Raw genomic sequence first — 24871 nt, 5'->3', positions numbered from 1 at the left:
CATCGTAACAGTTCTGCTAGTCAGCCAATCAGCTTTTGGTCAAGGCATCCAAGTGGATACCCTAGTGTTAGAATCAAGTGAAAAGGCAGAAGGCTTTTCTGGAAAAACACTAAAATTTCCGCTAGTTCGCGCGGGGAACCTAGCCCTTGATTCTTTAATAAGCCGAGACTTGGTAAATCGACTGACTTCCAACGAGGATCAAAACGAATCCCTCGATTCGGCGCTGATCAAATGGACGAGTAATGGCATCGTCGACCTTGACTTTGAGGTCACCTACAACAATCATGGAATCCTTTCGCTGAATATGGGTATCGAATGGTGCAACGCCTATTGTGACTATTGGAGGGAATACTTCAACTATTCCACAAATTCCGGCAAATGGCTTCCAATAGATGAGGTCATCGATATTTCGGGAGAATTGGGCCTAAAGATTCAAAGAGACAAAGATTCCCAATACCAATACCACATCGATGAACTCGGAAAACTCTTGAAGGAGGGAGAAATTGGTAAAGAGGAGCACGACGAAATCTTGGAGAGATTTGTCGAATGTGACAGAAATTTCATGCCAGAGTCATTTTCCATCCAAAATGATACACTCAAGATCGTGGAAACATGTTGGCTTCATCATAGCTTCAAACCGCTGATACCGACGATCGAAATGAAATATACATTTGAAGAAATTCAGAGCTACCTGAAAATTCGCAGATTGCTCAGCCCTGATTAGAACCATACAGCAGGCAAAGCTTTATTTTGCGGATCAGTCTTTAAATCGCTCACCCACTCGATCATGTCGGAAGATTACCCTTTAAGGTCTCGGTCAATCAAAGTCAGTTCCTCGATTTGGCTTATCGTTCTCCTATTATTTTCTTTCTCAGTCTCCGCCCAATTCCTCCCGGTCACCAAAGTTGTCGACGGGGATACGTTTTGGGTCAAAAGGTCCAATGGAAAAGAGGAAAAAATCCGCCTGATCGGTATCGATGCACCTGAATCCCGGAAAACGGGCAACAAAGATGTCGGCTACTACGGCAAAGAAGCAAAAGCCTATCTCGAAAAGCTCCTCCTCGGCAAATCCGTCCGCCTCGAGTATGACGTCAGCAGGACCGATCGGTACAAACGAACTCTGGCCTACGCCTACCTGCAAAACGGCACGTTCCTCAACGAACACCTCATCCGGGAAGGCTATGCGATGACACTCACCGTCCCGCCCAACGTGAAATACGCCGAGCGCTTTGCCAAGCTCCAAGCCGAAGCCCGTCAAAAAAAGAAAGGACTGTGGGGGAAATGATCAAAAAGCTGGGTATAACACTACCCCATCCCTTATCCCCAAGCTACCATGCTCATTCTAAATTCATAATTATAAATTCATAATTCTCAATTTCTCTTCCTTCCTCCTTTCCCTAAGGCTCCCAGTCCTCCAAACCCAACAACTTCTTCCCCAAATCACTCAATTCCGCCACGGGAAAACGCTTTTCCCGCTGCATGGGATCGCCGGGGAAGGCATATCCTTTCAGCGCTTCCCGGTTTTGCCAGCTTTGGATGCGCCAATCCCGAAGCGCTTGATTCTCGGGTTCGGCGGGCATCATGGAGATGTATTGGGCAATCCGCACCTTGTCTGGGCTCCTGTTTTCGCGTATGCCATGGGGTAGTTGGGAGTGAAAAATCAATAAGTCTCCGGCTTGCAGCGGCACCTTTGTCAACCTTTGGCCGCTCACATCGGGCTGGAAATATTTCCAATCCGCAGGCTGCGTTTCGCGCCAAGACTCAAAATCCCGGTAGATCTCCGGGATGCACTGGAAGCCTCCCATGTTTTCATCGAGTTGGTCATTGAGCGCTAAGACTCCCTGCACATTTTGTGGCTTCGTCACAGGGTCATAGTCCCAATGGATAAAGCCCTTGTATTGGTAATCCTTGCGAATCGGAAAATTCAAATTGGCGCGGTCGATGGTAACCCAAAGCTTCTCCGTCCCCCAAATGTCCGCAAAGGCCGCATGGACCTTCGGATTCTGCCTGTTGTCCCAAAGGTATTGGTGATGGTATACCTCCACCATTCCCGTATTGACCAATTCCGACATTTCCATGTCCGGGACAGTTTTTCGATACCAGGTATCTGGGTTTTTCGGATCCTTGCCTTCATAATCCCACAAAAAATCCGCCGTTCGAGCGGCCTGTTTTTTCGGAATTACGCCAGGGATGACCACATACCCATTTTCCTTCCAAAAATCCCAATCCTCCTTTTGCAGCAAACGCAAAAAACCGGCTTGGCTTCTATCCAAAAAACCGGAATTGCTACTTTTTGAAATCGAATAATTGGAGTCGGGGCTATTTGGGTTCATGGGTTTTGGGTTTTTTATATTCCTGAAAATAAGCGAAATTCCAGCATTTCCGTCCAAAACATGCAGCAATTTCAATCGACTCTGGAAAATTTCAACACAAAACTCTGGCAATACCATGTGCCTGTCCCAGACGAGATCGCTGAGAGCTTGATAGAAGGCGACAACAAGCGGGTGATTTGCCACCTCGCCCAAAAGGTAAAATTCCCTGCTGCGTTGATGAAGACCAAAGAATACTGGTTTGTCCTCGTCAATAAGGGCAACCGTGAAAAGGCCGGAATCGAAGAAGGACAGAAAGTCGAGGTTGCATTGGAAAAAGACCATTCTGAATACGGACATGAAATGCCCGAGGAACTCCAGGTACTTCTGGACCAGGATGAAAAGGGCAGTGCACACTTTTTTGCCTTGACCAAAGGAAAACAGCGCGCGTTGATTTATCTTGTTGGAAAGGTCAAGAACAGCAATTCACGCCTCAACAAGTCCTTGGCGATCATTGAACACCTCAAGGAAGCGCAAGGCAAGCTTGATTTCCGGAAACTCAACGAAAAGATCAAATATTTCAACAACCTGAACTTTGGCTAATCCCTCCATACCGACACCCCTATGGGCATCCTGCTGATTACCCTGCTTCTTTTCTACGTCCTCATGCCAATGGGGATATTGTATACTTGCCGCCGCTGGTCATTTCTTGACAAACTCGGGCCGGTCATCATCGCCTACATCATCGGCATTATTTTGGGAAACGTAGGCATTCTGCCCAGTATGGGCAATTATCTCCATGAACAAATGGTCAACAGACCCGATCTTGGCCTTCCCGAAGTAAAGGAAATGTTGGAAACGGGTACGGTCACGGAGTCGGAAGTGTTGGCATTTAGGATTTACAAACTGAAGGACATTCTCATCAGCATCAGCATTTTGTTGGCAATTCCATTGATGCTGTTTTCAACCAACATCCGTCAATGGAAAGAGATGGCCGGGAAAGCGGTTGTTTCACTGTTTTTGGGACTTTTTTCCATCATCGCTGTGGTCACGGCCGGTTACTTTATTTTCAGGGGCTCAGGATTGCACGAGCTTTGGAAGATATCCGGCTTGTTGGTCGGTGTATATACGGGCGGCACGCCTAATCTCGCCGCACTCAAACTAATACTCGACGTGGACTCGGACACCTACATTTTGGTACACACATACGATTTACTGGTTGGTATTGCCTACCTTTCATTTGTACTTTCATTGGGTCCGGTGTGGTTTAGGCGAATTTTGCCGCCGTTTCCATCAAAACTGATCCCAGTGGCTGTAACCCCTACCGATAAGACGACATCCTTCTTTTCTGTCTTGGAGAAAAATTCCCTGCTTCCGCTCCTGAAAGCTGTCGGAATATCCGTCTTGATTGTTGCGCTCGGCGTGGGCCTCGGGGAATTGGTCCCCAAAAACGTCCAAATGGCGGTTATCGTCCTCGGAATCACGAGTTTGGGCATTTTGGCATCCTTTATCCGGTCGATCAACAAGATCGAAAACACCTTCGAAACCGGCATGTACCTGATCCTGATCTTTAGCATGGTCGTCGCATCAATGGCAGACATCAGGAACCTGACGAGCATTTCTTTTGCCCTTTTGGGCTATATCGCATTGGCGGTTTTTGGTTCGCTGTTGATCCACCTGCTGCTTTCGAGATTGTTCAAAATCGATGCTGATACAGCTTTGATCACCTCCGTGGCCTTGGTTTGTTCGCCGCCCTTTGTCCCGCTTGCGGCCGCTTCCATGAAAAACAGGCAAATCCTCATTTCCGGCATCAGCATTGGCATCATTGGCTATGCGGTCGGCAATTACCTGGGATTCTTGCTGGCGAATGTGTTGCAGCAGTTTTGATTTTCGTTTTTTGTTTTCCAAATAGATTGTCGATCACAAAAACATTCCCTTGATTCGAACTCTGAAATATTCCCATGGATCAAAAGCACAAAATCGCCCAACTCTTTTCCCCTGCCGCCTTTATCCACGATACGGAGGAAAATATCCAAGCCATGGAGGCTTTGGTAAGAGGGCAAAAAATCGGAGGCATCACCTTTTTCCATAGCCGCCACAGCGCCGCCGCCAACTTTGAAAAGCGCCAAGAAACGCTTTCCTACGAAAACACGCTGGAAAAACTACAGGCGCTGATCACACGCTACCAAAAAGTGGCAGAAATCCCGTTGCTGATCAGCATCGACGCGGAGTTTGGGCTGGCGATGCGTGTCGAAAAGACCCCGCAGTACCCCTACGCCATCAGCTTGGGGGCCATGCCAATCGAATCGGAGGACTTGGTCGAGGAAATGGGTTATCGGATTGGGAAAGACCTGCGCCAATGCGGCATCCATGTCAATTTCGCCCCGGTCGCGGACATCAATACCAACCCCAAAAATCCCGTCATCGGTTACCGTTCTTTTGGCACGGATCGCGAAAAAGTCAGCCGATTTGCCTTGGCCTATTACAGGGGATTGAGAAAAGCGGGGATCGAGGGCAGTTTCAAGCATTTTCCAGGCCATGGTGACACAGATGTAGACTCACACCTTGGCATGCCCGTCATCCAAAAGTCGAGAGAACAGTTGATGCAGGAAGAGATATTCCCCTTTTTGCAAGGAATCAAAGCAGGTGTTGGGATGGTCATGGTCGGGCACTTGGCTGCGCCGGCATTGACCCAAGGAAAAAACATTCCCGCGTCCATCAGCCGTGAAATCATTACAGATTTTCTGAAAACCGAATTGGGATTCAATGGCATCGTGGTCTCCGATGCGCTGAATATGAAGGCGATCAGCAACATGTTTCCGAGACCGGGTGAACTGGAATGGAAGGCTTTCGAAGCCGGAAACGACCTGCTTTGCTTTTCAGAAAATGTACGGGAAGGCATTGATTTGATCGCCCAACACGCGCATCCCGCAGAAATCGAGGCAAGCTTCGAAAAGATCATGACCCTAAAAAAGAAATTGGGCCTTTATGACGAAAAACCAATCACAAGCATTGACTTTGAATGGGAAGATTACCGGGCATTTTTGGAACGATTAGCTCCGCAATTCCTGAGCGTAGTCGTGGACAAGGGCCTTCAATTGAGCGGTAAAATGGCCAAACTTTCAATACAAGAACCCGATCAAAACCTCTTCTTCAAAACCATCGACGCACACTCTCCCTGTCCAACATTCACCTTGGACGATAGCGAAATGGACATTGCAAATGAATTGGAGAAATATGATTGGGTGCTCGCCAGCCTGTTTGTGCCCTCCGCCAAACCTGTCAACAACTTTGGGCTGGATCTTCATGTTTTGGATAGGCTTTCAACAATCGCTTCCAAGAAACCATGCGTGCTCTACCTTTTTGGCAATCCACTTTCCCTTCCGAAAATCCCAAACCATTCCGATTTCCACAAGATCGTCTGCGCCTTCCAACAGTTCCCCGCATGCCAAAACGCCGCCGCACAGCATTTTCTTGGTCAAATCCAAGCACAAGGTTCTTGGAAACAAAAGCAGTATTGAAAAAAAAAAAGGGGGATGGCTTTGCTACCATCCCCAAATACATTGCAAACTGAATCCTGCTAATTCCGAGTCAGAACCTTGAATTGGTCCATCACCCGATACGTAGCTTTGGTGATTTCGGTATTCACCTCGGGCGACATGAAATCAAAGCTCGCCGCCGTATATCCCTGCCAAATCGTGTTGCCACGCTTGTTGTCAATCACGTAAATCACCAACATGCCGCTATTGTCCGTGAACTTCACGCGGTTATAGTTCTCGTCTTTTTCACGCTGTTCGCGTTCTTCCTCTTCAGTAAGTTCGACGTACTCGCTCCTTCTTTGCAGCCAGTAATCAAAATTTGGCTGATCATACCCCCTGTATTTAACCGTGTCGGTAAAGATCTTGTAATTGATCAACAAGTCGGGTTTTTCACTGTTTTCCCGGAAACCCTGGGAACCTAGTCGATTGGAGATCGTCTTTTCGATGGTCTGATAATAGGCACTTGACTCGGGGAAAGGGTTGTTGACAAAACCGAAAGTTTTGTACCGTTTGAAATTACCGGAATAATTAAAGTCAAATTCGGCAACATAGTCTTTTTGGCTCATGCAGGCCATGCTTAGGGCCACAAGCAGGGCAAAGGAAAAGATTCGATTTTTCATATTCAACAACTTTAGAGACTGTTTGGCACGTTTCAGTAATTGGGGAAAAACAATTTTGGAATCCCACGACTTCGGGAAAACCTATCGTTGACCAAAAATGTTTTTCAGGTGTAGAAATTTGAACATCAGCCTATTATAGTCAATTTATCGACTCGGGTCAAGCAATTTGAAGGATTCGTTTGTGAGAATTAACAAGCCCCCGATCCGGGAAAAAATCAAAACCAAAAATGGACCTATTTATCGTCGGCGACGTGCACGGTTGCCTGAACACATTTATCAAACTTCTGGAAAAATGGAATCCCCGAGAGGAGATTTTGATCCAGTTGGGTGACCTCGTGGACAGGGGCAACCATTCTCCAGCTGTGCTGCGCCTTGCGTTTGAACTCGAGCAAAACTTTCGGGCTGAAACGGTTTTCCTCAAGGGCAACCACGAACTCATGATGCAGGAGTATCTCTCCGACCCCGTAGCCGGAAAAAACTGGCTGAACAATGGCGGCAGTCAGACACTTTTCCAATTTGACCAAGTGGGTGTGGACCCGGACCATTATTCCAATTGGATTCTCAACCTGCCCCTGTATTGGGAAAACGAACACCTCTTTATCTCCCATGCGGGCATATCGGATTTTGCCACGCTTGATGACCCGCGGCATCCCGACGGACTACTGTGGAACCGCAAACCGCTCCGCGATATCGGCAAGCTGCAGGTCATCGGCCATACGCCACGCTGGAACGGAGAGCCACAGTTTTTCCCCGAATCCAAAGCTTGGAACATCGACACTTGTGCTTATGGCGGCATCTGCCTCAGCGCCCTCCGCCTATCCGAAACCGGGCAATTCAAGGAAATCATTTCAGTGCCGACGGATGAACGGGATGTGGGGTGAATGAAGCATGCAGACCCCCGATTTTTTTTAAAAAGCTAGAAAACAAAGCTGTCAATTTTAGCAGTCCGTACCGGGAATGCCATTAATGCGACCAACGAAGCGCCTATCCCCGAAAAGCAATCCCGCAGACTTTCAGTTTAAAAAATTAACTTTGCGCCTGCATGGCAACTATTCTCGACAGATATGGCAGCGTTTTGATGGTTTTGATTGGCTTATTGATGTTATTGGCGGTAATCTACCTGCTGTATAGACTCCAAAAGGCCGAAACCAACCGAAGGGCCGTGGAGGCGAAGTACTTGCGATTAGAAAGCGAGATTTCCAAACTGGAGCTGCAGACGATCGAATCAAGGCTCAACCCACATCTTTTCAAGAATATCCTCAATTCGATTCAATCACACGCTTATCAGACCTATTTCGCCCTCGACAAGCTCGCAAACGTGTTGGACTACATCCTCTATGAGAGTAGGAACAGGTTTGTGTCTCCAAAAGAAGAAATTGACTTTGCCCTGAACCTGATAGAGATCAACAAAATAAAGCTAAGCCCCTTGTTTGAATTGAAGGTGAAGACCAAAGTCGACGAGTTTGATCCTTTGTTTGAACAACGCCTTCTTGCCCCATTGATTTCTGTAGATTTGATAGAAAATGCCTTCAAGCATGCGGATCTTCAGCGTGCGGAAGCATTTATCACTGTAGTCATTGAGTTTCGGGAAAGTGTATTCTCCTTGACCGTTTCCAACAAGATGTCCACCAAAAAGCCCATGAAAAAAGAAAAAGCAGGATTTGGAGTGGAAGCACTGGAACAGCGCTTGAAAATAATATATCCCGACAAGTTCAAACTAGACCGATTTGTAGAAGATGACGTTTACATTGCACAGCTAAAGATCAATCTACTTGAACACAAAGATCAGGTGCCTGCTTCTAGATGATGAGCTTCCCGGACTCACCTACCTTAAGATGCTCTGCGAACAATTGGAAGATCTGGAGGTAGTCAAGGCCTTTGACGACCCCGTCCAGTTTGCCGCTGAAGCCCCCAGGCTTGTTTATGATTTCTGCATTCTGGACATTGAAATGCCCGGGATGAACGGGCTGCAGGTCGCCAATTTACTTCATGGAAAGCCTGTAGTTTTTGCGACCGCCTATAAGGAATACGCGGCGGAAGCATTCGACCTGCATGCGGTGGACTACATAAGAAAACCGATCAAATTGGACCGGTTGAAGCAAGCAATCGACAAGGTAAGGCGCTCTCTTGAAAGCGCCCAGGACCAAAATCGGAAAACCTTCTTTCATCTCAACACAAACAAGGGCAAGGCGATCCTATTTTTTGACTCAATTGCCTATATCAAGACCTCTGAAATCGAAAGTCGGGATAAGGTCGCCCGGCTTTTTGATGGCGAGGAGTTTGTGCTGAAGAATATCACCTTTGAGAAATTGGCGGAAATGTTGCCGAATGCGGGTTTTTGCAGAATCAACAAAAAAGAGATGCTCGCGATCAAGGCGGTCAAGGTGTTTTCCTTCGACGAGATTACGACCACCCTGCTTTCGGACCTTGGCACGCCTATCAAATTGGCGCTCACAGAAGGTTATAGAAATGAATTCCTGCAAAAAGTCACGATCTGATTGGTTCCAAAATTTTTCAGGCTCATTCCAATTTTCAAGTGTTTCGATTCAGGATGGCATTTTTGATCCCAAATTCTTTGGAAATTGAGGATTCAAAAGGTCATTGTCATGGATGCGCACATCAAAGTTCAGTCTGTCTGGGATTCAGGCAAATCCGGGTTTTCCTCCTTGCGTATATTCGGACATGCCTATGATTCCACGGATAAAAAAATCCCAACACCCAAGGTGATTGCCAGGAAATGCGATGGGGTTTTTGTTGGAGGTTCACTGATCAAATCCTTGATATTCTCCACCGAAATTGCACCCATAGAGAATAATGATGCCGAAGGTATGCTGGCTTTTTATCCATTTGTTTCTCCAGCCAAAATTACGAAGGCGACGATCGACTTTTCGGGTAATCCGGTCATTAGTGGTGAAGGGGGTTTGCCTTACCCAAGGCAGGATTTCGATGGAAATGGCAATCATGGTCGAGCAATTAGGTGCTACAACATTCATTTTAAACCAGCCATTTAACAGTAAAAACATAAAAAGGATCAAACAAAAAATCAACATTCCGATCATTTCCAGTGTGTCGATAAAAAATTGTTCGTTCAGGGACCGCGTAAATGTCGGACCGGCCGCAATCACATGAGTCGGGAAAAGTGCTAAAGTGTTGATTTTGAAAAAACCAAGACCAATTAATCAAAACCAAAACCCTCCCCGGGGCTTCCAACAATTATGCGGAATCTAAAAAACGCACTTGTTTTTTCATTTTTGATCTTAACGACAACCGCCCTTGCCCAAGAGGACAAGGTGCGGGTTGCATTGTACGATGGCGTAGTCATCGCAGGCTACGTGGATCAGGGCGGGTTCACCAATTTTACCGGGCCAAACATCAACGCAACATTCGGGAATTCCAAGTTCATCTTGGGTGCATTACCCTCCCTACGCTACAAGAGAGACGATTCAACACCAAGAAATGCCTTTGTGACCCCAAATTTGGGGATAGGCTTTACCTATAGCTATAAGATTTGGGCCATTCAAATCCCCTTGTATTACAATTCGAAAACGGCAACGGAAAATGGGAGATGGCACATGGGCTTGGGACTTGGATTAAGGTTAAATGAGTTGAACAAAAAGGAGTAAACAAGATGCAAAGGTTCAAAAACAGTTTGTTTTACGTCGGAATCATCGGTGGATTTACGGCATTGATGTATTGGATCGTGCTCTTGGGTGCAAAACTGGAGGATGGCAGAAACATTGTCATCAAGGAAACCGGCCGTACGCAATGGCAGGAATTCTTGGAATCCATCGCACATAACCTGTACCACCCCTTGGCGATATTGCTGGCGCAGATCGTGACGATCATCCTGGCTGCCCGTTTTTTTGGATGGATCTGCAAAAAGATCGGTCAGCCAACGGTCATTGGCGAAATCATCGCAGGGATTGTCTTGGGGCCCTCATTGGTGGGTATGTATTCCCCCGAATTTTCCGCCACACTTTTTCCTCCACAATCGATGGGCAACCTGCAATTTCTCAGCCAGATAGGCCTGATACTTTTCATGTTTGTCGTGGGAATGGAACTGGATGTCAAAATCCTCAAAAACAAAGCCCATGACGCCGTGGTCATCAGCCATGCGAGCATCATCATTCCATTTGCCCTGGGGATGGGATTGGCCTATTTCATCTATGAGTCGTTTGCGCCCCTCGGGGTTCAATTCACTTCTTTTGGGCTATTTTTGGGTATTGCCATGAGTATCACGGCATTCCCGGTGTTGGCGCGGATAGTCCAAGAACGCGGCCTGCACAAAACCCGCCTGGGAACAGTCGCGATCACCTGTGCGGCTGCGGACGATGTCACCGCTTGGTGCCTTTTGGCCGCGGTAATTGCCGTCGTAAAGGCAGGTTCGTCCTTGAGTGCGCTCTACATCATCGCATTGGCCGCGCTTTATGTGCTGCTCATGATCAAGGTCGTTCGGCCTTTTTTGACACGCATCGGAAACCTGTTCTATACCAAGGAAAGGCTAAGCAAGCCCATCGTCGCGATTTTCTTTTTGACACTGATCCTTTCAGCCTATGCTACCGAGGTGATAGGCATCCATGCCCTGTTTGGCGCATTTATGGCAGGGGCGATTATGCCCGAAAACATCAAATTCCGAAACATCTTTATCGAGAAAGTGGAGGATGTAGCACTCGTCCTACTGCTTCCCTTGTTTTTTGTGTTCACTGGCTTGCGTACCGAAATCGGCCTGCTCAATGACCCCTACCTTTGGCAGGTTACGGGCTTGATCATTTTGGTAGCCGTCATCGGGAAATTTGCCGGTAGTGCCATCGCGGCGAGGTTTGTCGGGCAGAATTGGAAGGACAGTCTCACGATCGGGGCCTTGATGAATACGCGAGGACTGATGGAATTGGTCGTCTTGAATATCGGGTACGATCTTGGCGTACTCACCCCCGAGATTTTTGCGATGATGGTCATCATGGCCTTGGTCACCACCTTCATGACTGGGCCAGCGCTTGACCTCATCAACCGCGCATTCCGATCTACCCAGCCCGAAGTTCCGCAGGCGGTCATCCAAATGAGCAAATTCAAGATATTGGTATCCTTTGGCAACCCCGAGCGCGGAAAATCGCTGTTGAGATTGGCGAACTGCTTTATTCGAAAACTCAATGGCAATGCCACTGTGACGGTGATGCACCTTTCTCCGACAAATGAACTGCACCATTTCAATGTGGCAGCCTACGAAAAGGAGAGCTTTGCTCCCATCATTGAGGAGTCAGAGCACCTCAACCAAAAAGTCACCACCCTTTTTAAGGAATCGAACGACATTGATTCGGATATCATCGAGGTCGCCAATCAGGGAGACTACGACCTGATGTTGATCGGCTTAGGGCAATCAATTTTCGAAGGTAGCCTCCTTGGAAAAATTTTGGGCTTTACCACCCGTGTCATCAACCCTGAAAAGCTGTTGAACCAGGTCACGGGTAGGGAAAGTCTGTTCGAACATTCTCCCTTTGATGAACGCACACGGGGTATCGTGACAAAAAGCAAAGTACCTGTAGGCATCCTGGTAGATCGGGATTTCTCGACCGCCGATACCGTCTTTATTCCTGTGTTTTCAGAAACCGACACTTCCTTGATCCAGTTTGCCCAGAAACTCATCAACAATGCAGGGGCACAGGTCACCATCCTGGATGTGGCGGGATGCATCAAAAACCAACCTGAACTGAAGGAAAAAATCAGGGCAATAGAACAAAAAGCACCGAACCACATCCAATTGCTCAACGAAAGGGTCATCGACAAAGAATTCCTCTCCAAGCAGAGCCTGATGATGGTCAGTATCGAAAGCTGGAAAAAACTGGTAGATTCCAAAAGTCTTTGGCTCACCGATATCCCCTCTACTTTGATCCTAAAGGCAAGCAGCTAGCTCAATATCTTACATGGCGTAAATCCAGACCATCATTCCCCCAAAAAAGACCTTCAGTCCACTGTCGACTAGGCCAAAGGGAAGGATTGGCCGGTGTCGGTTTCTAAGTGCCAACAGCGCATTGAGCGTACAACCCAGCGCAAGAAACCCTGCCAAAGGCCCCAAGATCAATACCATCGGTACAAAATGTAGTCCAACCACCAACAGTATCATAGCATCCTGTACCCGCTCGTCCGGATACTCTCTACTGACCCAGATGATGCCAATGACTTCCAGCAAAAAAGCACCCGAATAAACTGCAATGTCAATCGGACGGATCATTCCCAAATGGTCGAAAAGCCAGTACCCAATCACGGCACCAAAGGCAGCTATTCCAAACGAAAGGCCCATCCATAACCCGTAATACCTTGGAAAACACCAAACGAGTACAAAACCCAGACCGATACCAATCAAGAAAAGACCTGCCGCACCGATGGTGGGATACTCAGACCAGTTGACTTGTACAAGTGTGTCCATAACAAGCTAGTTTACTTTGTGATAAAGATAATTTTTCAAATAAAATAGATCAAAAAGAAGCATCCAAACTGGTGTGTAATTCAAGGAAATCATTTCCGTGCCGACGGATGAACGGGATGTGGGGTGAGAGGATGGCAAGAAAGGAATTAGCGATTTCATGAATTCGATATCCTTTAGTGTCGACTATCAGACTTTATCAAAAACCAAACAGGTGGTAAAAAAAGCCGACGTGATTCTCCTTCGAACCAACATGAGTCAATAAAAAGCCGACATGAGTCACCTCGGAATCAACTAAGGTTGTTTATTCGGGAACAGAAGAAAAAAATCCAATTTTATGCCTTACTAGTACGCCAAACATCACCCGAGTGTGAAGATGCGCCTAGAGTCTTATTAACTCTATTCCTTCATGTAGCACATACTATTAAAAAATCAATTTATTAAGCCGAGAACGAATTGCACCGGGCGACCTGCCAAAAATATCACTCAGCTCTTTAATCGTTCTTCCCCTGTGGAACAGATAGACCAATCTTTTATCCGCTTCAGTTGACCATGGCTCCTATGCATGTCGGCCAGAATTTCTTGATCCTGGTAACTTTGCAGGATCTCTTTCTTGATTTCTCGAAGGCCTCGTTTTACTTCGAAAGAAAAAACTAAATATCCACAGTTTTATTTTCCCAAATGAACCAGCATTTCGATTGAATAATGGAATTGAAAAACCAGTACCTCCCCACCAAGAACTGAGTCTAACTCCACTTTTCCCAAAAGTTAAGGGACCGATCCTAATTCTTGTTCTCATTTCTCAGCTACTCGGTAAGATTGATTTGATGGGGACAACGCAGAAAAACAATAAACACCAAGACTATCCTTGGCGAATTTAGGCTTTTTGCGGTGCCTGGACGGAAATTGCAATTACAAGCTTATATCAACAACAATTGGCAATAACCCGCTAGTACTTGTATTAAATACAATGCCTAACAAAATTAATCACAAATTCATAATCGTAGAACAAGCCAGCCACATCCGCGGAAAAAATAAGGATATGCTAAGTGTCTTCGCCGTTCTACGCCCTACTTGAGGAGAAATGCAACCCAAATTCACTTTTTGATTCAACTGAAACAAAAGACTTAAAAATCTTTAAGCAAAACAAATGCGTCAATTAACGCACCTGATTAAGATAAACAACAAAACAATGATGGCCGCAATTGCTAAGTACCCTCGATTTGTATCTGCTTGATCTTTTTGATTCGGAATTAATTTTCTAAGTGAATTTTGATATTCGTCTTCTGTAATCAAATTAGCATCCCTTGAAATTTTCAATTTCATCGCCGTCTCAGTGTTTTTTTCAGAGAGTGATACAACTATAGCACCAATCAAGGGACTGAAAATCATAGAAACAATCAAGGCTACCAAAAATCCGATTTTCCTACTTTTCCCGTAGTATGCAATGATAAAGGACAGCACTATCCAAAGAATAGGGTATACCATATAATGAAGTTATTATGGAGGAATTGATTTCAAATTTTAATAAAAACCATTTTCTAACAATTTTCAAAACGTTTTTGCTCCAATGGTCCTTGCAAAAAAATAATCGTTTTCATCGAAGCCGCATTAAACACTCTTCACGCCTTATCAATTACAATAAACCTGTAATAATTTACCTCTGGACGTAATCACTCATCTTTTCGCATGATTGAAATTTTCAATTCCGAACTCCTATTTTAATAATCCTTAGCACCCCGCCAAACTCCAAATTTGCCCGAACCTTGCCGCCCCCTCAAAAAACTTCCCTTCACCCTCCCACTTTCCAGCACGAGTACCTTGTCCACGCAGTCGGGGACGTCTTCCTCGTAATGGCTGACATAGACCAAAGCCAGCGGCAAAATCCCACAAATCGCATCCAACAGCTGTCGGAATACCCGTCGTTGCAATTCATCCATGCCTTGGGCAGCCTCATCGAGTACCAGCAGCTTGGGCTTTTTGATCACCGCCCGCGCCAATAGCACAAAGCGCTGCTGCTCGAGCGAAAGCTGGCCAAAGAGCTTATTGGCACGATCTGCCAATCCCAAAAACTCCAGCCATTCCATTCCCAATTGTTCTTGTGCGGGAGATGGCTTCCGAAACAGGCCCATCGTATCAAAAAAACCGGAAAGTAGGACCTTCATCACGGTCTGGTTGCTGGGGAAAAACCGCGCCAACTCCGGTGCAACAAATCCAAGTTGCCTCTTGATATCCCAGATACTTTCGCCTGTTCCCCTTTTCCGTCCAAAAAGCCAGATATCATTGGCATAGGCTTGGGGATTTTCTCCCAAAATCAAACTCAGCAGCGTGGATTTCCCGGCACCGTTGGCGCCACGCAGCAACCAATGTTCACCGCTTCGCACGGTCCAAGTCACGCTATCCAGGATCTTTTGCCCGGCATAACTGACCTCTACCCCCTCCAAGCGGATGATTTCCTCGGAACTTGCGGGAGAATTGGGCGAAATCAGCTTTCGAAGCAAGTCGTTGGTAGGACCATTCAGGGGATTATTCGCCGCATGGGTCGGTACAAAGTCCACGGCTTTCAGCTGTTTCTCGATCTGCCTGCTGCCAAGGATCGCGACGTCGGTAATGCCTTCGGGAATCTCATCGCTATGCGTACTCATGATGACGTGGATGCCTGAGGCGATGATTTTGTTCAAAACCCTTGGGAAATCCTTTCTCGCATCCACATCCAATCCAGTCAGCGGTTGGTCTAGGAGCAACAAACGGGGATTTTTCAGCAACGCCAAAGCAATCGCCAAGCGACGGGTTTCGCCATTGGAAAGCTTCAGGAGGGATTTATCTGCCAAATAGTCAAGACGCATCAAATCCAAGACCTTTTCCAAATTCCAAAATCCTGGGAGCCTCGTTTCGCTTTGGTGCAGGTATTCCCGCACGGAAAGCGCGTCCTCCGAGTCCATGGAATTGAACCGCTGCTGATAGTAGAAATTCTGAAGGTTGGATTTGTTGCGGAAGGGGTATTGCTGCGAAACGATGGCGATCAAATCCCGGAACGAATGGACTTTGCCCGCAGCTTGCATGGCGGCATGGTAATCAGCGGCAAATAGTCGGGTTACTTCTCCCGCCGTCACCATCGCCCGGCCGAGGATGGTTTCCAAAAAAACCGTCATCTGCAAACCAGTCTGTCCGATAATCGCCCAATGCTGCCCGCGTTTCCACTCGAAATCCAAGGACTCGAACACCACCTTGTCCATTTTTCGGACGGTGGCCTGATGGATGCTGACCAATGGCGCGTCGTTCAATACTGTTTTGGTTTTTTACAATGTTAGAAATCTGAATCTAAACACGGTTTTTGGAATCGATGATGATCGTGACAGGACCGTCATTGACCAAAGCGACCTTCATATCAGCCCCGAATTCTCCCGTTTGAATACTTTTTCCAAGTTCCTTTTCGGTCGCCAAAATAAACTTCTCATACATCGGAATGGCAAAATCCGGCTTGGCGGCCTTGATATAGGTAGGCCTGTTTCCCTTTTTGGTACTTGCATGCAGCGTAAACTGGCTGATCAACAAAATATCACCTCCGGCTTCGAGGATGCTTTTGTTCATGGCGCCGTTTTCATCGGGAAACACGCGGAGATTTACCAGCTTTTTGCTCAGCCAATCGATGTCCTCTTGGGTATCGGCATCCTCGATGCCCAAAAGCACCATCAGACCCACGCCGATTTCACCTTTCACTTTGCCATCGATGCGGACGGAGGATTCGGAAACGCGCTGAATGACGACAATCATGGTCAGAATTTTTGCATGTCTTTGGAAGGCACCACTTCTACCTTGGCCGACTTGGTAGCGAGCGCATAGGAAATCATAGCCTTCGCCACTTGGTGGTCGTAAATGGGTCGGTACTTGGGGGCCAATTTCAGCCAAACCATCGGCTTGGTGACAATCTTGGCGACTTCTTCCCCAAACCTGAACTCTTTCCTGTTTCCCAACAGTAAGGAAGGTTGGAAAAGCCCTAAGTAATCGAATGGAATGAGCTTGAGGTCCTCCTCCACTTCGCCTTTGACTTGGTTGTAAAAAATCGAAGATGCCGGATTGGCACCCATAGCAGAGACATACAGGAACTTGGAAGCGCCCAAAGTATGGGTCCATTGGGCGAACAAGACCACGTAGTCATGGTCGATTTCCCGAAATTTTTCTTTGGAACCAGCGACTTTGATGGTGGTACCGAGTGAACAAAACGCGTGTATCTCAGCACTTCTAGTCCTGATTGCCTCCCAAATCGGGAAGAAAACTCCTCCCAAATCCTCGGCGCGGAGTTTGGATTCCAAGTCCCAGTGCTGGATTTTGGAGAAATCCCCTTCGACCTGAACGAGCTTGTCATGCTTGAGGGCCAGTTTCCGGCGGCCTACGGAGATGACATAGTCGTAATCGGTATTTTTGAGCAATTGGTGCAGCAGCTGCATCCCAATCAAACCCGATGTTCCTGCCAAGAAAGCGATTCTCTTCATAGTGTGGGGGTTGAAAATTGTTACTTCGTTGCCTGTTTTTCCCATGCGAGAAAATCATCCACTTCATGTTTGATGGCATGGAAAACGGCCAAGATCACCGAAAGATCGTCCGTAAACCCTAAGCCAGGCAGGAAATCGGGAATCACGTCAATTGGCGAAAGGAAATACACCAATCCCAATACCATCAATACAAGCGACTTGGCCGATACCTTGTGACTGCCGTTCATATGGGCTTGGATCATCCTTTTGAAAATCTTGACTGGTTCGATGACCGCCTGCACCTTGGGATGGTGGGCCAACCGATCCAACTTCTCGGCTACATTCTTCAACAGCTTGCGAAGCTTGCTCTCCTCGCCTGCGATCTCCTGTGCTTTCTTGAGGTAGAGCATTTTGGCCCGATCCAAGAAGCCCTCTTTCTTTTCGTCCAGATTTTCCATCAGCCTTTAGAAAAACACCCTGATTTCAGATTTCACTTCCTTGAGCGCCATTTGGATCGCGTCATTTTTCTGGTCAAGGGAGATTTGGAAAATCCTCCTGGCCAGTTCGATGCCACGCGCCTCCTCGGGCATGTCCTGCATCGCCGTGTTGATGATGGTCACTACACTTTCGACCGCGCGCCGCACACCTTCCCAAGTCTCGTCAGAGAAGTATACTTGCTGGGAAAGGTTATGGTTGAACTCCTCGCGGACTTCGTGAAGGAGTTGCCCGTAGAATTCCCTTGCCGAATACTCTGGATTGTTGATCCGACGGACCAGATTGTTGGGTGTGATGCGCTCCAACAGCAGGCAAAGCCTCTCCCCTGCCTGAATCCTCAGCGGGGTGATGATCTGATTGTTGGCTGTTTTGAGTTCAACGGCCATCTTTTCCCGCTCCTTTTTCATGAAAGACATGATGGTCAGGTACATGCCATAGATGACCAATCCCGCGGGCAATACGATCTTCAACAAATCAGCTAAAAACTCCATAATCATTCGAATTTGTTTCGAATATCTGAAAATATCCCCATCAAAAAACTTCGCGAATGGATATTTTTGCTCCGAAAAATGAACCAGCCGCAGCAATTTTCCATTTTGGCAATATGATGATTCCCATTCAAATCACCGAAAAAGCCCAATCCGAAATCCGGTACATCATGGCCAACAAAAATATCCCTACCGACTACGCGCTCCGGGTCGGTGTAAAGGGAGGTGGCTGCGGGGGCATGTCCTACCTACTCGGATTTGACAAGGCCAAGGCGGGCGACGAGCAGTTCGAAATCGGCGGCATTCCTGTGCTGATAGAAAAAAAGCACCTGATGTTCCTCATGGGTATGCAGGTGGACTTTGTGGATGAAGCCGAGGCAAGGGGCTTTACCTTCTTGAATCCGGAAATTCCCAAGCGGCATGATGTGGCGAGCGGTGAGGTTTGAGATTGGGGGAAGTTGTGAAAAGTACCAGGTACAAAGTACAAAGAATCGCGCGGTTGAAATTTGCTGATTTCTAGTTTGCTACAATTTCCTCCCCTTCCAACTTTATTGAGTGACTGTCAATAAACCAATCGTCAGACCTGCGCTGCATACTGTAACTGACCTCTGCCAACTCACAATGGGCAATAAATTGAATAAACAGGTCTAAAAAAAATCCTATAAACTTAAGGACAACCGCACTACCCCTTCCTCCGCAAATCCATCACCGCTTCCTTTTCTTCTCCTTTTAGCTTTAGGATGCGAACCACTCGGTGGGGCGAAGGTTTTGCGATCGACAGCATTACAAGAGTAATGGCAAAAGTCACCGTGAAGATCGCATGGTCGAAAAGCAACAATCCTGCTGCCGACAAAATCGCCGATGCAAACAAAATCCAAAACCTCAGCAACGTCTTTTGTCCATAGGCCACCATGCGCTCTTCCAATGACAAGTCCTGATTTAGAATATCCTTAATTGCAGTACGGATAAAGTACCATTGGAACAGCAGCAGTATCGTCAACATCCCCAACAAGAAAGATTCCCACCAGCTTGACAATTCCGGCAGGTTGATTTCAAATAGCCGCCGCTGTGAATACAAGTACACAAACCCAAAAACAGGCAACGGAAGAATGATGAGCAAAAGAACCTTTTGCTCCATCGATTCATAGATTTTTCTCAAATTGGGATATTCCAAAGCCTTATTCGATGATGATTTTGATATTGTCACTTGCGGGTTTGGAGGAACAGCAGAGGATGTAGCCTTGTGCGATTTCACTTGGGCTCAATCCCGCGTCTTCGATCATATCGACTTTACCGGAAACCAAACGGCCACGGCAAGCGGTGCAAAGGCCGCTTTGGCAACTGTAGGGCATATCCAAATCCTTATCCAAACCAGCCTCCAAAATTGTCTTTCCGGCAGGTACATCAAAGTGATGGGTTTTTCCTTCCAATACCACCTCTATATCCCTTGTCAATGCCGGTGCCAACTGGCCGGAAGCCTGCATGGATTTCTCCTTCGCATCAAGGTCAGTGTAGAAACTTTCCTTGTGGATACGCTCCGGATTTTCCTTGCGTTCCGCCAGCAAGTCCAAGGCGATTTCCATCATGCCTTCGGGCCCACACAGAAAAAAGTGCGTGGCCTCTGCGTTTTTGTCAATTGCTGAATCAAAATATTTGCTCAAAACGGTATGGTTGAGACGGCCTTTGGGTCCGGTCCACGAAGCGGAGGGCTTTGAAAGCTGGTGGGTAACCTGAAATCTTGGCCCGTATTGCGCCTCCAAGTTTTCGAGTGCTTTTTTGAAAATAATCCCTTCTTCTGATCGGCTGCAAAACAAAAGACTTACTTTGGATTGGGGCTCGTTGATCAACAGGGATTTGGCGATGCCCATGATCGGCGTGATACCGCTGCCGCCGGCAATCATGACAAGCTGACGGGCGTTTTTGGAATGAAAATCCAAGGTGAAATTACCCAAGGGCTTCATGATATTGATCGTCTTGCCAGGGCGAATATGGTCATTGAGATAGTTGGAGACCAGTCCTTTGTCGACACGCTTGACGGTAATGCCGGGATGTGGATCGACAAAAGGCGATGTACAAAGGCTATAGGACCGTCGTACTTCCTTCCCTTCGATCTCAAGAATCACGGTCAAGTATTGCCCAGGCTTGTAGTCCAGATAAGGTTCTGGTTGCTCAAAATATATCGTCACCGTATCGGGAGTTTCCTTCACCACCTCGCGTACTTTGAGCGATAGGTACTGGTCTCCCTTTTTTGGTTCGTCTTTCTTTTTCTTGAATAAATTAAACATGATCTCGCGTTGTTTTGTACTGCCGATCCGATTTAGCTGCCGCAAAAATAAGCAAGGACTTTAGAATTGCGGGCAAAGAATCTGGGTTTATCGGGATTCGTCAACTCCTAAACAGCAAAGCGCCCGTAAAGTTTCCCAACGAATTACTTCCTAAATATGATTTTGTCCCAATACTTCGCAAATGTCCGAGATGACTTCGGGAAATTCGGCCTTTAGGGCTAACTTGCGCCCTTTATATCGCATACTCTCCCTATGAACCTGAACCTTCTGACCGCAGTCAGTTCCGTCGACGGCCGATATGGCAACAAAACACAGAACCTCCGGGCTTATTTTTCCGAATTTGCCCTGATCAGGTATCGCGTCCATGTCGAGGTGGAATATTTTATTGCCCTTTGCCAACTCCCTGTGCCGCAACTGGCATCGTTTGACAAAAATATTTTCCCAAAACTGCGGGAAATCGTGGCCAATTTCTCGCTAGAGGATGCAGAATCCATCAAGGAAACCGAGAAAACCACCAACCACGATGTGAAAGCGGTAGAGTATTTTTTAAAGGAAAAATTCGATGGATTGGGATTGGAAGCTTACAAGGAATTCATCCACTTTGGACTTACTTCCCAAGATATCAACAACACGTCCATCCCGCTCATGCTGAAGGATGGGCTTCAGGCGGTTATTTTGCCAGCTTTATTACAGGTCAAGGAAAAACTGGCCAGTCAATCTGAAGCTTGGAAAGACATTCCCATGCTTGCGAAAACCCACGGACAGCCTGCTTCTCCGACACGATTGGGGAAAGAAATTGAGGTCTTTGTCGTCCGTCTGGAAAAGCAGCTGGATCTATTGGCGCAGGTGCCGTATTCGGCAAAGTTTGGCGGGGCAACGGGAAACATGAACGCACACTTCGTGGCCTATCCAAACACCGACTGGAACGGATTTTCTGAGCATTTTGTGAGAGATTACCTAGGGCTGGTAAGAAGCTACCCTACCACCCAAATCGAGCATTATGATAATCTGGCGGCACTATTCGACGCATGGAAAAGGATCAACACGATTTTGCTTGATCTCTCCAAAGACGTCTGGCAATATGTGGCGATGAACTATTTCAAACAGAAAATCAAAGCGGGTGAAATCGGTTCTTCCGCCATGCCCCACAAGGTAAATCCGATCGATTTTGAAAATGCAGAGGGAAACCTAGGGATTGCCAATGCGCTTTTGGAACATCTCGCCGCAAAGCTTCCAATCAGCAGACTGCAGCGGGACCTCACGGACAGTACGGTACTGCGCGTTGTCGGGGTACCGTTTGCCCATATGCTTATTGCTTTTGATTCACTGATCAAAGGGCTTGGAAAATTGGAGCTTAACCAAGCTGCCATCGACGCTGATTTGGAAGAAAACTGGGCGGTCGTGGCCGAAGCAATCCAAACGATTCTTAGACGTGAGGGATTCCCAAAACCATACGAAGCACTAAAGGAACTCACCAGGACGAATGAGAAAATCACGCAAAGCTCGATCCACAGGTTCATCGAATCACTGGATGTTTCAGAGCAAATCAAACAAGAACTCAAAAGAATTACACCTTTCAACTATACTGGAAGGTAGCATATTAAAAACCATTCGTTGGGGAAGTTACCCATCAGATAAAAATACGGGCTGATTTGGTGTTTTTCACCTCAGCCCATTTTTTTTGTTCCGATATCCGTCAAAAATTATATTTTAGGGAAAGCAAATTGAATTTAGACCGAAACCAAACCCAAATCCATGACCAAAAGCGTTTTTTCACACCTCAGCAATGACCTTCCCGCCGGCCTGGTAGTCTTTCTCGTCGCCTTGCCACTTTGCTTGGGAATCGCATTGGCTTCAGGAGCGCCGTTGTTTTCGGGGATTATTGCGGGTGTCATTGGAGGTATTGTGATTGGCTCACTTTCAGGCTCGCACACTTCTGTGTCCGGTCCGGCTGCAGGACTTACAGTGATCGTATTGAATGCGATCACGGAACTCGGTGCTTTCAATATTTTTCTTTTGGCGGTGGTATTGGCAGGGATTATTCAGATAGTTTTGGGCGTACTGAAAGCTGGCGTGATCGGATACTATTTCCCTACCTCGGTAATCAAGGGCATGCTGGCCGGGATCGGCATAATCCTCATCATCAAGCAGATTCCTTATGCTTTTGGAGTGAATGAGACGAAAGATCTCGATAAATACATTCCATTTGTCAATGACCTGGATGCGGTTATGGCTCTCAAAAATCTGGGGAATCAACTTGATGTTGGCGCCATTATCATTTCTGCAGTATCAATCGGGATTCTGGTACTTTGGGATCAGCCAATCATCAAGAAAGCCAGATTTTCAAAAGTGATCCCAGGCCCTTTGGTAGTGGTACTTCTCGGTATTGGTATCAACAAATTCTTCAAGTTTGTCATCCCAAGCCTTTACCTCAATGTCGAGGACAAAGTGATCCTGCCAAGAATCAGCTCTGTTGGGGAATTCAGCTCATTATTCATGATGCCGGATTTCTCTCAAATTCTGAACGCAGATGTTTGGCTGGCCGCAGTCACAATAGGAATAATTGCCAGCTTGGAGACGCTCCTAAGTTTGGAAGCAGCGGACAAAATTGACCCATTGAAGCGTATTTCACCGCCAAACCGAGAATTGCTTGCACAGGGCACCGGCAATATTATCAATGGGCTGATTGGCGGATTACCAGTTACAGCCGTCATCGTAAGGAGTTCCGCAAACGTGACAGCAGGAAGCCGAACAAAGCTGTCGGCGATTTTCCATGGATTTTTGCTTTTTGCTTCGGTAATTTTCATTCCAGGATTGTTGAACCTAATCCCCCTTGCCTGTCTCGCGGCGGTTTTGATTATGGTGGGATACAAGCTCGCGAAGGTTTCTCTTTTCCGTACCCAAGCCAAGCTTGGCTGGGATCAATTCCTCCCGTTTATCATCACGATATTGGGAATTGTGCTCTTCGACCTGTTGATAGGAATCGGTTTGGGGATGGGCGTGGCGATGGTATTTATCCTTCTCAGGAATTTCCAAAATTCCTATTTGTTGGAGGAAAGCAAAGAAGAACAAGGGGATACCGTCCGAATCGTGCTTTCGGAGGAAGTAAGCTTTTTGAACAAAGGTGCCTTGATCAAGGCCTTGGACGACATCCCCGATGGGAAGCATGTCATCATCGACGGCTCCAATTCAAAAGTGATAGATTACGATGTTTTGGAAGTGATCGAAAACTTCAAGACGAATGCCGCCACAAAGAACATCGAAGTGGATACCATCAAAATCCGCTCGGTCAAGGTCGGAGGATTACACTGAGGGGAGAAAAATCTCGGCCATCATGCAACGTGCACTCCCGCCGCCAATTTTCTCTATCGTCGGTATCTTTGGGACAATGATTTTGGTGTACTTGGCTATTGCATTCCTTTGGGCATCTGCGAGGGATTGGAAAGCTGCATCCGACATCACGGTGAATTTCTCCCGTTTTGGGTTCTTCACTTCCAGCATGTTCCCCGCAAACTGAAACTTTTGTTTTGCTGAAATTGGAATCAGTTTCTTGCCTGTCTTTTCGAGATACACCTGTACTTTGAGCCTTTCTGAGGCTGGGGAAATACTATCCAAACACACGATCGCAATATCTGTCCCCACATGCATCATGACGTTGGTGTGGTAGATTGGGGAACTTTTGCCATCAATGATTTGCGAAGCGGTGAAATCGACAACCTCAAAATCCATCAACCTGCCAAAATATTCCAAGGGAACCGGATGCGTGCGTTCTGACTTGGAGGCGTACGCAATGTGGTTGACACGATCGAGGATTAGACTCCCGGTACCCTCAAGGTATTGATTGTCTTTTTCGAAAAAGCTCAAGTCGATGATTTCGTTGACCTTGAAGCCATTGTTGATCAACCATTCGATAATGTCCTTTCTCCGCTCAAGGCGGCGGTTAGGGGAAAACATTGGATACAAGATGATTTTCCCATCCTCATGTGTACTGAACCAATTGTTTGGAAAAATGGCGTCAGTCTTCCTTGGTTCGGCCGTGTCGTCGATTACCAAAACCCTGACACCATGCTCCCGAAGCAGTCTCACAAATCCATCGAACTCCTCCTGCGCAAGCCGGTTGATCTCCGCGGAGTCACGGCCATCATTTTGTTGGTAAAAATTGTTTTCCGCCGTTTCTGGATTAAACCCAAAATTGGCTGGCCTAACCATGAGGATTGTGGAAGTTGTCTGCTGATACATGGATGT

General features: G+C 46.9%; 26 protein-coding genes. 14 read left to right on the top strand and 12 right to left on the bottom strand.

Features of this window, described 5'->3' with window-relative positions:
- The first annotated feature begins 169 nt into the window (after window positions 1–169).
- Together C943_RS01465 and C943_RS01460 are read left to right on the top strand one after the other, a co-directional pair.
- Window positions 170–724 (top strand): hypothetical protein, encoded by a 555-nt coding sequence (locus C943_RS01465; protein ID WP_008623574.1) that lies wholly within the window; start codon window positions 170–172, stop codon window positions 722–724.
- Between the two features lie 63 nt (window positions 725–787).
- Window positions 788–1285 (top strand): thermonuclease family protein, encoded by a 498-nt coding sequence (locus tag C943_RS01460; protein WP_008623573.1) that lies wholly within the window; start codon window positions 788–790, stop codon window positions 1283–1285.
- Between the two features lie 112 nt (window positions 1286–1397).
- On the opposite strand, the gene C943_RS01455 is transcribed toward C943_RS01460, so the two are convergent.
- Entirely contained in the window at window positions 1398–2333 is a 936-nt protein-coding gene (locus C943_RS01455; RefSeq protein WP_051069466.1) for a phytanoyl-CoA dioxygenase family protein, read from the bottom strand.
- A 60-nt stretch (window positions 2334–2393) separates the two neighbouring features.
- Between C943_RS01455 and C943_RS01450 the strand changes: the two genes are divergently transcribed.
- The 3 genes from C943_RS01450 to C943_RS01440 all read left to right on the top strand — a co-directional run bounded on the left by C943_RS01450 (window position 2394) and on the right by C943_RS01440 (window position 5830).
- Entirely contained in the window at window positions 2394–2912 is a 519-nt protein-coding gene (locus C943_RS01450; RefSeq protein ID WP_008623571.1) for a YdeI/OmpD-associated family protein, read from the top strand.
- A gap of 21 nt (window positions 2913–2933) precedes the next feature.
- The gene (locus C943_RS01445) at window positions 2934–4196 is read left to right on the top strand and encodes a DUF819 family protein (protein ID WP_008623570.1); all 1263 of its coding nucleotides are present in this window, start codon (window positions 2934–2936) and stop codon (window positions 4194–4196) included.
- A gap of 74 nt (window positions 4197–4270) precedes the next feature.
- Window positions 4271–5830, top strand: coding sequence for a glycoside hydrolase family 3 protein (locus C943_RS01440; RefSeq protein ID WP_008623569.1), 1560 nt, complete (start codon window positions 4271–4273; stop codon window positions 5828–5830).
- 59 nt (window positions 5831–5889) lie between these two features.
- Here the strand turns inward: C943_RS01440 and C943_RS01435 are convergent, their stop codons facing one another.
- Window positions 5890–6468 carry a DUF4136 domain-containing protein gene (locus C943_RS01435; protein WP_040478706.1) on the bottom strand — a complete coding sequence of 193 codons (579 nt, stop codon included), beginning with the start codon at window positions 6466–6468 and terminating at the stop codon, window positions 5890–5892.
- Between the two features lie 227 nt (window positions 6469–6695).
- Between C943_RS01435 and C943_RS01430 the strand changes: the two genes are divergently transcribed.
- The 6 genes from C943_RS01430 to C943_RS01405 all read left to right on the top strand — a co-directional run bounded on the left by C943_RS01430 (window position 6696) and on the right by C943_RS01405 (window position 12373).
- Window positions 6696–7349 (top strand): metallophosphoesterase, encoded by a 654-nt coding sequence (locus C943_RS01430; RefSeq protein ID WP_008623565.1) that lies wholly within the window; start codon window positions 6696–6698, stop codon window positions 7347–7349.
- 161 nt (window positions 7350–7510) lie between these two features.
- The gene (locus tag C943_RS01425) at window positions 7511–8275 is read left to right on the top strand and encodes a sensor histidine kinase (RefSeq protein WP_008623563.1); all 765 of its coding nucleotides are present in this window, start codon (window positions 7511–7513) and stop codon (window positions 8273–8275) included.
- Complete coding sequence (locus tag C943_RS01420; protein ID WP_008623562.1) at window positions 8241–8966, top strand: LytR/AlgR family response regulator transcription factor; 726 nt, start codon at window positions 8241–8243, stop codon at window positions 8964–8966. The genes C943_RS01425 and C943_RS01420 overlap by 35 nt, the downstream gene beginning before the upstream one ends.
- Window positions 8967–9050: 84 nt before the next feature.
- Window positions 9051–9479 carry a hypothetical protein gene (locus C943_RS01415; protein ID WP_051069460.1) on the top strand — a complete coding sequence of 143 codons (429 nt, stop codon included), beginning with the start codon at window positions 9051–9053 and terminating at the stop codon, window positions 9477–9479.
- Window positions 9480–9683: 204 nt separating this feature from the next.
- The gene (locus C943_RS01410) at window positions 9684–10091 is read left to right on the top strand and encodes a hypothetical protein (protein WP_008623558.1); all 408 of its coding nucleotides are present in this window, start codon (window positions 9684–9686) and stop codon (window positions 10089–10091) included.
- Window positions 10092–10096: 5 nt separating this feature from the next.
- A complete protein-coding gene (locus C943_RS01405; RefSeq protein WP_008623557.1) occupies window positions 10097–12373 on the top strand; it encodes a cation:proton antiporter domain-containing protein in 2277 nt (758 codons plus the stop codon).
- A gap of 9 nt (window positions 12374–12382) precedes the next feature.
- On the opposite strand, the gene C943_RS21225 is transcribed toward C943_RS01405, so the two are convergent.
- From C943_RS21225 to C943_RS01365, 7 genes are all read right to left on the bottom strand, one after another.
- Entirely contained in the window at window positions 12383–12889 is a 507-nt protein-coding gene (locus C943_RS21225) for a DUF6609 family protein (RefSeq protein ID WP_008623555.1), read from the bottom strand.
- 1152 nt (window positions 12890–14041) lie between these two features.
- Window positions 14042–14299 (bottom strand): hypothetical protein, encoded by a 258-nt coding sequence (locus C943_RS01390; RefSeq protein ID WP_157198389.1) that lies wholly within the window; start codon window positions 14297–14299, stop codon window positions 14042–14044.
- Between the two features lie 308 nt (window positions 14300–14607).
- Window positions 14608–16170 (bottom strand): ATP-binding cassette domain-containing protein, encoded by a 1563-nt coding sequence (locus C943_RS01385; RefSeq protein WP_008623554.1) that lies wholly within the window; start codon window positions 16168–16170, stop codon window positions 14608–14610.
- Between the two features lie 37 nt (window positions 16171–16207).
- Entirely contained in the window at window positions 16208–16660 is a 453-nt protein-coding gene (gene dtd, locus C943_RS01380; protein WP_008623553.1) for a D-aminoacyl-tRNA deacylase, read from the bottom strand.
- A gap of 2 nt (window positions 16661–16662) precedes the next feature.
- Window positions 16663–17379 (bottom strand): Rossmann-fold NAD(P)-binding domain-containing protein, encoded by a 717-nt coding sequence (locus C943_RS01375; RefSeq protein WP_008623551.1) that lies wholly within the window; start codon window positions 17377–17379, stop codon window positions 16663–16665.
- 20 nt (window positions 17380–17399) lie between these two features.
- Window positions 17400–17816, bottom strand: coding sequence for a YkvA family protein (locus tag C943_RS01370; protein ID WP_008623549.1), 417 nt, complete (start codon window positions 17814–17816; stop codon window positions 17400–17402).
- A 6-nt stretch (window positions 17817–17822) separates the two neighbouring features.
- Window positions 17823–18344 carry a DUF7935 family protein gene (locus C943_RS01365; RefSeq protein WP_040478702.1) on the bottom strand — a complete coding sequence of 174 codons (522 nt, stop codon included), beginning with the start codon at window positions 18342–18344 and terminating at the stop codon, window positions 17823–17825.
- A 113-nt stretch (window positions 18345–18457) separates the two neighbouring features.
- Here C943_RS01365 and C943_RS01360 point away from each other — a divergent pair, with 113 nt between their 5' ends.
- Window positions 18458–18787 (top strand): HesB/IscA family protein, encoded by a 330-nt coding sequence (locus C943_RS01360; RefSeq protein ID WP_085988925.1) that lies wholly within the window; start codon window positions 18458–18460, stop codon window positions 18785–18787.
- 236 nt (window positions 18788–19023) lie between these two features.
- Here the strand turns inward: C943_RS01360 and C943_RS01355 are convergent, their stop codons facing one another.
- Together C943_RS01355 and C943_RS01350 are read right to left on the bottom strand one after the other, a co-directional pair.
- Window positions 19024–19479, bottom strand: a complete 456-nt coding sequence (locus tag C943_RS01355) for a hypothetical protein (RefSeq protein WP_051069459.1) — start codon at window positions 19477–19479, stop codon at window positions 19024–19026.
- Window positions 19480–19519: 40 nt separating this feature from the next.
- Entirely contained in the window at window positions 19520–20626 is a 1107-nt protein-coding gene (locus C943_RS01350) for a ferredoxin--NADP reductase (RefSeq protein ID WP_008623545.1), read from the bottom strand.
- A gap of 252 nt (window positions 20627–20878) precedes the next feature.
- Here C943_RS01350 and purB point away from each other — a divergent pair, with 252 nt between their 5' ends.
- Both purB and C943_RS01340 read left to right on the top strand, forming a co-directional pair.
- Window positions 20879–22222 (top strand): adenylosuccinate lyase, encoded by a 1344-nt coding sequence (gene purB / locus C943_RS01345; RefSeq protein WP_008623544.1) that lies wholly within the window; start codon window positions 20879–20881, stop codon window positions 22220–22222.
- Window positions 22223–22381: 159 nt separating this feature from the next.
- A complete protein-coding gene (locus C943_RS01340) occupies window positions 22382–23938 on the top strand; it encodes a SulP family inorganic anion transporter (RefSeq protein WP_008623541.1) in 1557 nt (518 codons plus the stop codon).
- Here C943_RS01340 and ctlX read toward each other — a convergent pair.
- Window positions 23930–24865, bottom strand: coding sequence for a citrulline utilization hydrolase CtlX (ctlX, locus tag C943_RS01335; protein WP_008623539.1), 936 nt, complete (start codon window positions 24863–24865; stop codon window positions 23930–23932). The two genes, C943_RS01340 and ctlX, sit on opposite strands and share 9 nt — an antisense overlap.
- Window positions 24866–24871 lie beyond the last annotated feature (6 nt).

The sequence above is a fragment of the Mariniradius saccharolyticus AK6 genome, from assembly GCF_000330725.2.
GTDB classification, from domain to species: Bacteria; Bacteroidota; Bacteroidia; order Cytophagales; family Cyclobacteriaceae; genus Mariniradius; species Mariniradius saccharolyticus.
The sequence above is the reverse complement of the archived record's forward strand: the minus strand, read 5'-3'. Positions and strand labels throughout refer to the sequence as shown.

Bases quoted from the DNA above. Each gene is read 5' to 3' on its own strand.
- C943_RS01460 (WP_008623573.1), top strand. From the start codon at position 788: ATGTCGGAAGATTACCCTTTAAGGTCTCGGTCAATCAAAGTCAGTTCC.
- C943_RS01455 (WP_051069466.1), bottom strand. From the start codon at position 2,333: ATGAACCCAAATAGCCCCGACTCCAATTATTCGATTTCAAAAAGTAGC.
- C943_RS01450 (WP_008623571.1), top strand. From the start codon at position 2,394: ATGCAGCAATTTCAATCGACTCTGGAAAATTTCAACACAAAACTCTGG.
- C943_RS01445 (WP_008623570.1), top strand. From the start codon at position 2,934: ATGGGCATCCTGCTGATTACCCTGCTTCTTTTCTACGTCCTCATGCCA.
- C943_RS01440 (WP_008623569.1), top strand. From the start codon at position 4,271: ATGGATCAAAAGCACAAAATCGCCCAACTCTTTTCCCCTGCCGCCTTT.
- C943_RS01435 (WP_040478706.1), bottom strand. From the start codon at position 6,468: ATGAAAAATCGAATCTTTTCCTTTGCCCTGCTTGTGGCCCTAAGCATG.
- C943_RS01430 (WP_008623565.1), top strand. From the start codon at position 6,696: ATGGACCTATTTATCGTCGGCGACGTGCACGGTTGCCTGAACACATTT.
- C943_RS01425 (WP_008623563.1), top strand. From the start codon at position 7,511: ATGGCAACTATTCTCGACAGATATGGCAGCGTTTTGATGGTTTTGATT.
- C943_RS01410 (WP_008623558.1), top strand. From the start codon at position 9,684: ATGCGGAATCTAAAAAACGCACTTGTTTTTTCATTTTTGATCTTAACG.
- C943_RS01405 (WP_008623557.1), top strand. From the start codon at position 10,097: ATGCAAAGGTTCAAAAACAGTTTGTTTTACGTCGGAATCATCGGTGGA.
- C943_RS21225 (WP_008623555.1), bottom strand. From the start codon at position 12,889: ATGGACACACTTGTACAAGTCAACTGGTCTGAGTATCCCACCATCGGT.
- dtd (WP_008623553.1), bottom strand. From the start codon at position 16,660: ATGATTGTCGTCATTCAGCGCGTTTCCGAATCCTCCGTCCGCATCGAT.
- C943_RS01375 (WP_008623551.1), bottom strand. From the start codon at position 17,379: ATGAAGAGAATCGCTTTCTTGGCAGGAACATCGGGTTTGATTGGGATG.
- C943_RS01370 (WP_008623549.1), bottom strand. From the start codon at position 17,816: ATGGAAAATCTGGACGAAAAGAAAGAGGGCTTCTTGGATCGGGCCAAA.
- C943_RS01365 (WP_040478702.1), bottom strand. From the start codon at position 18,344: ATGGAGTTTTTAGCTGATTTGTTGAAGATCGTATTGCCCGCGGGATTG.
- C943_RS01360 (WP_085988925.1), top strand. From the start codon at position 18,458: ATGATGATTCCCATTCAAATCACCGAAAAAGCCCAATCCGAAATCCGG.
- C943_RS01355 (WP_051069459.1), bottom strand. From the start codon at position 19,479: ATGGAGCAAAAGGTTCTTTTGCTCATCATTCTTCCGTTGCCTGTTTTT.
- C943_RS01350 (WP_008623545.1), bottom strand. From the start codon at position 20,626: ATGTTTAATTTATTCAAGAAAAAGAAAGACGAACCAAAAAAGGGAGAC.
- purB (WP_008623544.1), top strand. From the start codon at position 20,879: ATGAACCTGAACCTTCTGACCGCAGTCAGTTCCGTCGACGGCCGATAT.
- C943_RS01340 (WP_008623541.1), top strand. From the start codon at position 22,382: ATGACCAAAAGCGTTTTTTCACACCTCAGCAATGACCTTCCCGCCGGC.
- ctlX (WP_008623539.1), bottom strand. From the start codon at position 24,865: ATGTATCAGCAGACAACTTCCACAATCCTCATGGTTAGGCCAGCCAAT.